This is a genomic window from Pseudomonas sp. UBA6276 (assembly GCF_002438365.1).
In the GTDB taxonomy this organism is placed as follows: Bacteria; Pseudomonadota; Gammaproteobacteria; order Pseudomonadales; family Pseudomonadaceae; genus Aquipseudomonas; species Aquipseudomonas coleopterorum.
The window spans coordinates 37162-45038 of the sequence record NZ_DJUS01000158.1; the positions used below are offsets into that span (position 1 = coordinate 37162).

At 63.0% G+C, this 7877-nt stretch carries 9 protein-coding genes; 1 reads left to right on the forward strand and 8 read right to left on the reverse strand.

Annotation, left to right across the window (positions count from 1 at the left end; genetic code table 11):
• Nucleotides 1-31: 31 nt before the first annotated feature.
• From surE to B2V21_RS18415, 5 genes are all read right to left on the reverse strand, one after another.
• The gene (surE, locus tag B2V21_RS18395) at nucleotides 32-781 is read right to left on the reverse strand and encodes a 5'/3'-nucleotidase SurE (protein ID WP_090359736.1); all 750 of its coding nucleotides are present in this window, start codon (nucleotides 779-781) and stop codon (nucleotides 32-34) included.
• Nucleotides 769-1827 carry a tRNA pseudouridine(13) synthase TruD gene (gene truD / locus B2V21_RS18400; RefSeq protein WP_286917637.1) on the reverse strand — a complete coding sequence of 353 codons (1059 nt, stop codon included), beginning with the start codon at nucleotides 1825-1827 and terminating at the stop codon, nucleotides 769-771. Before truD ends, surE begins: the two co-directional genes overlap by 13 nt.
• The gene (ispF, locus tag B2V21_RS18405; protein WP_286917638.1) at nucleotides 1824-2297 is read right to left on the reverse strand and encodes a 2-C-methyl-D-erythritol 2,4-cyclodiphosphate synthase; all 474 of its coding nucleotides are present in this window, start codon (nucleotides 2295-2297) and stop codon (nucleotides 1824-1826) included. Before ispF ends, truD begins: the two co-directional genes overlap by 4 nt.
• 99 nt (nucleotides 2298-2396) lie before the next feature.
• The gene (gene fghA / locus B2V21_RS18410) at nucleotides 2397-3239 is read right to left on the reverse strand and encodes an S-formylglutathione hydrolase (RefSeq protein WP_286917639.1); all 843 of its coding nucleotides are present in this window, start codon (nucleotides 3237-3239) and stop codon (nucleotides 2397-2399) included.
• Nucleotides 3240-3247: 8 nt separating this feature from the next.
• The gene (locus B2V21_RS18415) at nucleotides 3248-4360 is read right to left on the reverse strand and encodes an S-(hydroxymethyl)glutathione dehydrogenase/class III alcohol dehydrogenase (protein WP_043185129.1); all 1113 of its coding nucleotides are present in this window, start codon (nucleotides 4358-4360) and stop codon (nucleotides 3248-3250) included.
• A gap of 106 nt (nucleotides 4361-4466) precedes the next feature.
• Here B2V21_RS18415 and B2V21_RS18420 point away from each other — a divergent pair, with 106 nt between their 5' ends.
• Nucleotides 4467-5360: a LysR family transcriptional regulator gene (locus B2V21_RS18420; RefSeq protein WP_049862271.1), complete on the forward strand. Its 894-nt coding sequence runs from the start codon at nucleotides 4467-4469 to the stop codon at nucleotides 5358-5360.
• 37 nt (nucleotides 5361-5397) lie between these two features.
• Here B2V21_RS18420 and ispD read toward each other — a convergent pair whose 3' ends face one another.
• The 3 genes from ispD to eno all read right to left on the reverse strand — a co-directional run bounded on the left by ispD (nucleotide 5398) and on the right by eno (nucleotide 7768).
• Nucleotides 5398-6105, reverse strand: coding sequence for a 2-C-methyl-D-erythritol 4-phosphate cytidylyltransferase (gene ispD, locus B2V21_RS18425; RefSeq protein ID WP_049862272.1), 708 nt, complete (start codon nucleotides 6103-6105; stop codon nucleotides 5398-5400).
• Nucleotides 6102-6380 (reverse strand): cell division protein FtsB, encoded by a 279-nt coding sequence (gene ftsB, locus B2V21_RS18430; protein WP_043185120.1) that lies wholly within the window; start codon nucleotides 6378-6380, stop codon nucleotides 6102-6104. The genes ispD and ftsB overlap by 4 nt, the downstream gene beginning before the upstream one ends.
• 98 nt (nucleotides 6381-6478) lie before the next feature.
• Nucleotides 6479-7768, reverse strand: a complete 1290-nt coding sequence (gene eno, locus B2V21_RS18435; protein WP_049862273.1) for a phosphopyruvate hydratase — start codon at nucleotides 7766-7768, stop codon at nucleotides 6479-6481.
• Between the last annotated feature and the right edge of the window lie 109 nt (nucleotides 7769-7877).

Sequence of the window (7877 nt, forward strand, 5' to 3'; positions counted from 1 at the left end):
ATGCCGTGGTGCTGATTGTCTCTATTGCGCATCAACCGAGCCCCTCGAGCCAGCCTTGAACCTGTTCGAAGGCCTGGTTGAAGGTACGGTCCAGCTGCAGCGGGGTGACCGACACGTAGCCCTGCATTACCGCATGGAAATCGGTACCGGGACCGCCGTCCTCGGCATCACCGGCCACCGCAATCCAGTAGCCAGGCTTGCCGCGCGGGTCGACCATGCGGATCGGTGCGGCGGCTCGGGCCCGATGGCCCAGACGGGTCAGGACCATGCCACGAATACGCTCGATCGGCAGGTTGGGAATGTTCACGTTGAGCACGGTGCGCGGCGGCAGGTTCAACTGGTCACGGGCCTCGATGAGCTTGCGCGCATAGTACGCCGCGGTCGGCAGGTGCTCGGGCTGACGCGACAGCAACGAGAAGGCAAACGAGGTGTGCCCCAGGAAGCGCCCTTCGAGGGCGGCGGCCACAGTGCCCGAATACAGCACGTCGTCGCCCAGGTTGGCGCCCAGATTGATGCCTGAAACCACCAGATCCGGCTCGAAGGGCAACAGGCCGTTGAGGCCCAGGTGCACGCAGTCGGTGGGCGTGCCGTTGACGCTGATGAAGCCGTTCGGCAAGGTCTGCGGGTGCAGCGGCCGATCCAGCGTGAGCGAACTGCTGGCGCCGCTGCGGTCCTGGTCGGGGGCGATCACCGTGCACTGGGCGTAGCCCTGCAACACGTCGTGAAGCGCGGCGAGGCCGGGGGCGGTGACCCCATCATCGTTGGAAATCAGAATACGCATGGACTTTCCGTCTGCCCTGTCGGCACCAGATCGACGAGTTCGCGCACCACGACAGTGGCGAAGCAACCGGCCGGCAGGACGAAGTGCAACTGCAGGATGTCAGGCTCGGGATAATGCCACGTCAGCTCGCCAATGGGCAGCCGCAGAATGCGTCGCTCCTGCTCCAGACCGGCTCGGGCGAGCCAGGCGCAGAGAGATGGATGCTGACCGGCCACGGTGTTTTCCAGGTCGGCGCAATGGCCGCCGGCGGCCGAAGCGCCCTCGCCCCACAGCGCTGCGGTGGGGTGCAGGTCGAGGATGTCCAGTCGCGGGTCGCTGCATTCGGCTTCACCGGCCACAAAGAAACTGCGGCTGTCAGTGAAGGCCAGCAGATCACCGACCTGGGCTCGGTTCCAGGTACCGTCAGCAACACGCGCGGCGAGTATCTGGTTGAACAGAAAACTGCGCGCCGTGGAGAGCAGGCGCGAACGCACGTTGCGTTGCTCGGGCAGCGCCTGGCGTTCGGCGTACTGCCGAGCGTCTTGCAGGTTGCCGCCCTGAAAACCGAAGCGCTGGGTGCCGAAATAATTCGGTACGCCGGCCTGCCGGATTTCTTCAAGGCGCGCATCGAGTGCTGTGCGATCGGCCTTGAGCGCGGTCAAGCGAACGGTGAAGCCGTTGGCCGAGTGGGCGCCGCGCTGCAATTTGCGCGAGTGCCGGGCGTGCTTGAGGATGACCAAGGTGTCGTTCTGCGCAGCACTCAGGTCCGGATCGGCCTTGCCAGGCAGATGCAGGCTGAACCACTGCCGAGTCAGCGCCTGGCGGTCCTTCAGGCCTGCGTAGCTGACGGTGCGCAGCGGTACGCCAGCGGCCTTGGCCAGGCGGCGGGCCGCTTCTTCGGTATTGAGGTTGCGTTTTTCGACCCATAGCCAGAGGTGCTCGCCCTGACCGGACAAGGGGATGTCCAGCACTTCATCGACCTGGAAATCTTCGGCGCTGGCCTTGAGTACGGCGCTGCCCAGGCTGTCGCCTGAAGCTCGCGGGCCGAGCAGTTCGAGTTCGGTCATGCGCGCAGCAACAAGGCGACCGCATGCACGGCGACACCTTCCTCGCGCCCGGCGAAGCCCAGCTTCTCGGTGGTGGTCGCCTTGACGTTGACCTGGTCCAGCTCCACGCCCAGATCGGCGGCGATCCGTTCCCGCATGGTTTCGATGTGCGGCGCCATCTTGGGTGCCTGGGCCACGATGGTTGCGTCGACGTTCCCGACTTTCCAGCCTTTCTGGGCCACTACCGACACCACATGACGCAGCAGCACACGGCTGTCCGCGCCCTTGAACTGCGGATCGGTGTCCGGAAAGTGCTTGCCGATGTCGCCCAGCGCAGCGGCGCCGAGCAAGGCATCGCTCAAGGCGTGCAGCACGACATCGCCGTCGGAATGAGCCAGCAGGCCGAACTTGTGAGGGATTCGCACGCCGCCCAGGGTAATGAAGTCACCCTCGGCGAATCGGTGCACGTCGTAGCCGTGGCCAATACGCATAGAAAAAAACGCCCTGATTGAGTCAGGGCGTGATTCTACCTGCTTTGGCACAGGTTGGGCGGATCAAAACATCTGTCGAAGATGGTGATGGCCGTCCAGTCACCCCAAGGCCCTGGCATGATGCCGCAAATGGTCATCGATGAAGCTGGCGATGAAGTAATAGCTGTGGTCATAGCCCGGCTGCATGCGCAGCGTCAGTGCATAGCCTGCAGCCTTTGCCGCCTGGCTCAAGGCCTGCGGCTTGAGCTGGTTCTCGAGGAAGTCGTCGCGATCGCCCTGATCCACCAGCAGCGGCAGATGTTCCGCCGCATCGGCAATCAGCACGCTGGCGTCCCATTCGCGCCAGCGCGAGCGCTCTTCCCCCAGATAATGGGAAAACGCTTTCTGCCCCCACGGACAATCCATCGGATTGCTGATGGGCGAGAACGCCGAGATCGATCGGTAGCGCCCTGGGTTGCGCAGCGCGCAGACCAGCGCACCGTGGCCGCCCATCGAGTGGCCGCTGATGGAGCGTTTGTCCGACGCCGGAAAGTGCGCTTCCACAAGGTCAGGCAACTCGTGCACCACGTAGTCGTGCATGCGGTAGTGCTGCGCCCACGGCTGTTCGGTGGCGTTCAGATAGAACCCGGCACCCAGACCGAAATCCCAGGCCTTCTCCGGATCATCCGGCACCTCGGCACCGCGAGGGCTGGTGTCGGGCGCAACGATGATCAGGCCCAGTTCCGCAGCCAGCTTGAGCCCACCGGCCTTCTGCATGAAGTTCTCGTCGGTGCAGGTCAGCCCCGACAGCCAGTACAGCACGGGCAACTTGCCGACCTCCTCGGCCTGCGGCGGCAGGTACACGGCGAAGGTCATATCGCAATTCAACGTTTTGGAACGATGCTTGTAACGCTTGTGCCAGCCGCCGAAGCTCTTCTGGCACGACAGGTTTTCCAGGCTCATGGCAGACCTCAGAAATGGATGACCGAGCGGATGCTCTTGCCTTCGTGCATCAGGTCGAACGCCTTGTTGATGTCTTCCAGACCCATGGTGTGGGTGATGAAGGTATCCAACGGGATTTCGCCGGTCTCGGCCATTTCGACATAGCTGGGCAACTCGGTGCGTCCGCGCACGCCGCCGAACGCCGAACCGCGCCAGACCCGACCGGTGACCAACTGGAATGGCCGCGTGGCGATTTCCTGGCCGGCGCCGGCCACACCGATGATCACCGATTCGCCCCAGCCCTTGTGGCAGCATTCGAGGGCTGCACGCATCAGTTGCACGTTGCCGATGCACTCGAAGGAGAAATCCACGCCGCCGTCGGTAAGGTCGACGATGACTTCCTGGATCGGACGGTCATATTCCTTGGGATTGATGCAGTCGGTGGCACCCAGCTGACGGGCGATCTCGAATTTGCTCGGGTTGATGTCGATGGCGATGATCCGCCCGGCCTTGGCCTTGACCGCACCGATGATCGCCGACAGGCCGATGCCACCCAGACCAAACACCGCCACGGTGTCGCCTGGCTTGACCTTGGCCGTGTTCAGTACCGCACCGATACCGGTGGTGACACCGCAACCCAGCAGGCAGACCTTTTCCAGCGGCGCCTGCTTGTCGATCTTGGCCACCGAGATCTCCGGCAGCACGGTGTACTCGGAGAACGTCGAAGTCCCCATGTAGTGGAACAGTTCCTTGCCGTTGTACGAGAAGCGCGTGGTGCCATCAGGCATCAGGCCCTTGCCCTGGGTGGCGCGGATGGCCTGGCAGAGGTTGGTCTTGCCCGACTTGCAGAACTTGCACTGACGGCACTCGGGTGTGTACAGCGGAATGACGTGATCACCCACCGCAACCGAGGTGACGCCCTCGCCCACGGCTTCGACGATGGCGCCACCTTCATGGCCCAGTACCGACGGGAAGATACCTTCCGGATCCGCGCCCGACAGGGTGTACGCGTCGGTGTGGCAGACGCCGGACGCGACCACGCGCAGCAGGACTTCACCGGCCTTGGGCATGGCCACGTCGATCTCGACGATTTCCAACGGCTTGTTGGCTTCGAATGCAACGGCGGCGCGGGACTTGATCATCAATGCTGCTCCTGAAATGAACGGGACTGACCACAGTGTAATTCATCGACCAATACGGAATAATCACCCCTTCGGCAAAACATTGATGCTGTACAGGGATAATCGGATGAGTGACAACCGCTGGGAGGGGATCGACGAGTTCGTCGCAGTGGCCGAGTGCGCTCATTTCAGCGCTGCGGCCCAGCGCCTGGGCGTATCGTCGTCCCATGTCAGCCGCCAGATCGCGCGGTTGGAAGAACGCCTGCAGACGCGCCTGCTCTACCGCAGCACGCGGCGCGTAGCGCTGACCGAGGCGGGCCAGACGTTCCTGCAACATTGCCAACGCCTGCAGGATGGCCGCGACGAAGCCTGGCGTGCCATGAGCGATCTGACCGGGGAACCCAAGGGGCTGCTGCGCCTGACCTGTGCCGTGGCCTACGGCGAGCGCTTCATCGTGCCGTTGGTCACGCGCTTCATGGGACTGTACCCGCAACTGCGCGTGGATATCGAGCTGAGCAACCGCACCCTGGACCTGCTGCACGAGGGCCTGGATCTGGCCATCCGGCTGGGACGCCTGCAAGACTCACGGCTGGTGGCGACACGACTGGCCCCACGGCGGATGTTCCTCTGCGCCTCACCCTTGTACCTGGCGCGATACGGCCGTCCACACAGCGTGTCGGAACTGGCGCGGCACAATTGCCTGGTGGGCAGCTCGGACATCTGGCCGTTGCAGGTCGATGGCAAGGAGCAGGCGCAGCGGGTACAAGGCAATTGGCGCTGCAACAGCGGTCAGGCGGTACTCGAGGCAGCGTTGCAGGGTGTAGGGCTGTGCCAGTTGCCCGACTACTATGTGCTCGAACATCTGCGCAGCGGTGCGCTGGTGTCGCTGCTGGACGCCCACCAGCCGCCCAATACGGCGGTATGGGGGCTTTATCCGCAACAGCGTCACCTGTCGCCGAAGGTCAGAAAGCTGGTGGACTATCTGCGGACGGGGTTGAGTGAGAGGCCGGAATATCTGTAGGAGCGATCATCGGCCGCAAACAAGGTCAGCGCGCGCCTCAGCCGCGCATGGCCCAACGCTGACGCAACCACTCGAGATCTTCCGGTCGGGTGACCTTGAGGTTGTCCGCCCGGCCTTCGACCAGTTTCGGCGCAAACCCGGCCCATTCGATGGCCGAGGCTTCGTCGGTAACGGCCACGCCGGCCACCAGGCTGTCGGCCAAGGCTCGATGCAGGGCGCCCAGGCGAAACATCTGCGGCGTGAACGCCTGCCAGATCGTGCTGCGATCCACGGTGTGCTGAACGCGCCCGGTCGCATCGGCACGCTTGAGCGTGTCCCGCGCCGGTACGGCCAGCAGCCCGCCCACGCTGTCGTCGGCGAGTTCGGCGAGGAGCTTGTCCAGATCGGCACGGGACAAATTGGGACGCGCCGCATCGTGCACCAGCACCCAATCGCCTTCGTCTGCGCCCTGGGCATGCAAATGCAGCAAGGCGTTGAGCACCGAGTCGGCCCGCTCGCGGCCGCCGGCCACGCGCTGGATCAGTTCGTTGCGGGCGCTGGGCAGTTCGGGCCAGAACGGATCATCGGCAGCGAGGCTGACGATCACGCCCTTGAGCTGCGGATGCCCGAGAAAACAATCGATGCTGTGTTCCAGAATGGTACGACCGCCCAGGCTCAGGTATTGCTTGGGACGGTCCGCCGCCATGCGTGCACCCACGCCTGCAGCGGGAATCACTGCCCAGAAGGCTGGCAGCGAGGTCTTCATTGGGCCAACTGGTAGAGGGTTTCACCCTCCTTGACCATGCCCAGTTCATGGCGAGCGCGTTCTTCCACGGTCTCCATGCCCTTTTTCAATTCGAGTACTTCAGCGTCCATCACGCGATTGCGTTCCAGCAGCCGCTCGTTCTCGGCGTGCTGTTCGGCGATCTGCTGTTTCAGCTCGGCTACCTGCTTGAGACTTCCGTTTCCGACCCACAGGCGATACTGCAAACCACCCAGGAGCAGAAGCAAGACGAGAAACAACCAATAAGGACTGCGCATCACATTACCCAGTGGTAAAAAACTTCAACTCTGCGACCAGATAGCACGAAGCCTGGCATCCGCCAGGCTCCGCATGTCGTCTTTCTACCATCTATTGCTTAGCCGCGAAACTCGTCGCGACCACGGTAGATCGCCTTGGCGCCCAATTGCTCTTCGATACGCAGCAGTTGGTTGTACTTGGAAACGCGGTCGGAGCGGCACAGCGAGCCGGTCTTGATCTGCCCGGCAGCGGTACCCACGGCCAGGTCGGCAATGGTCGAATCCTCGGTTTCGCCGGAGCGGTGCGAGATCACCGCGGTGTAACCTGCGGCCTTGGCCATCTGGATGGCTTCCAGGGTTTCGGTCAAGGTGCCGATCTGGTTGAACTTGATCAGGATCGAGTTGGCGATCTTCTTGTCGATGCCTTCCTTGAGGATCTTGGTGTTGGTCACGAACAGGTCGTCACCTACCAGCTGAACTTTCTCGCCGATCTTGTCGGTGAGGATCTTCCAGCCAGCCCAGTCGGACTCGTCCAGGCCGTCTTCGATGGAGATGATCGGGTAGCGCTCGGTGAGACCCTTGAGGTATTCGGCGAAACCTTCGGCGTCGAACTTGTGGCCTTCACCGGCCAGATCGTAGGTGCCGTTTTCGAAGAATTCGCTGGCAGCGCAGTCCAGTGCCAGGGTCACGTCGGTGCCCAGTTTGTAGCCGGCCTTCTCGACGGCTTCGGCAATGGCGCTCAGAGCGTCTTCGTTGGAGGCCAGGTCAGGGGCGAAGCCACCTTCGTCACCTACCGCAGTGCTCAGGCCGCGAGCCTTCAGTACCGCCTTGAGGTGGTGGAAGATTTCGGTGCCCATGCGCAGGGCGTCGGAAAAGGTCTTGGCGCCAACGGGCTGGACCATGAATTCCTGGATGTCGACATTGTTGTCGGCGTGCTCGCCACCGTTGATGATGTTCATCATCGGCACGGGCATGGAGTAGACGCCCGGGGTGCCATTGAGGTTGGCGATGTGCGCGTAGAGGGGCAGGTCCTGGTCCTGCGCGGCAGCCTTGGCGGCAGCCAGGGACACGGCGAGGATGGCGTTGGCGCCCAGCGATGCCTTGTTCTCGGTTCCGTCCAGGGCAATCATGGCGTGGTCCAGTGCCTTCTGGTCAACCGGGTCCTTGCCCAGCAGCGCATCGCGAATCGGGCCATTGATGTTAGCCACGGCTTTCAGAACACCCTTGCCCAGGTAGCGGCTCTTGTCGCCATCGCGCAGCTCCAGCGCTTCACGCGAGCCGGTGGACGCGCCCGACGGTGCACAGGCAGTGCCGATGATGCCGTTTTCCAGAAGCACGTCGGCTTCCACGGTAGGGTTGCCACGGGAGTCGAGAACTTCACGACCTTTGATGTCGACGATTTTTGCCATTGTTATGAACACTCCAAAGTAGACGAGAACGACGCAGCGGGGGTCTTGGTGGCCCATTCGCGGGCAGAGACCTACTCCCACATGGAGCCCTGTGGGAGCGGGTCTCTGC

What these genes read in the sequence shown, in the direction of transcription:
- surE (WP_090359736.1), bottom strand. Translation starts at nt 781, where the DNA reads ATGCGTATTCTGATTTCCAACGATGATGGGGTCACCGCCCCCGGCCTC.
- truD (WP_286917637.1), bottom strand. Translation starts at nt 1,827, where the DNA reads ATGACCGAACTCGAACTGCTCGGCCCGCGAGCTTCAGGCGACAGCCTG.
- ispF (WP_286917638.1), bottom strand. Translation starts at nt 2,297, where the DNA reads ATGCGTATTGGCCACGGCTACGACGTGCACCGATTCGCCGAGGGTGAC.
- fghA (WP_286917639.1), bottom strand. Translation starts at nt 3,239, where the DNA reads ATGAGCCTGGAAAACCTGTCGTGCCAGAAGAGCTTCGGCGGCTGGCAC.
- B2V21_RS18415 (WP_043185129.1), bottom strand. Translation starts at nt 4,360, where the DNA reads ATGATCAAGTCCCGCGCCGCCGTTGCATTCGAAGCCAACAAGCCGTTG.
- B2V21_RS18420 (WP_049862271.1), top strand. Translation starts at nt 4,467, where the DNA reads ATGAGTGACAACCGCTGGGAGGGGATCGACGAGTTCGTCGCAGTGGCC.
- ispD (WP_049862272.1), bottom strand. Translation starts at nt 6,105, where the DNA reads ATGAAGACCTCGCTGCCAGCCTTCTGGGCAGTGATTCCCGCTGCAGGC.
- ftsB (WP_043185120.1), bottom strand. Translation starts at nt 6,380, where the DNA reads ATGCGCAGTCCTTATTGGTTGTTTCTCGTCTTGCTTCTGCTCCTGGGT.
- eno (WP_049862273.1), bottom strand. Translation starts at nt 7,768, where the DNA reads ATGGCAAAAATCGTCGACATCAAAGGTCGTGAAGTTCTCGACTCCCGT.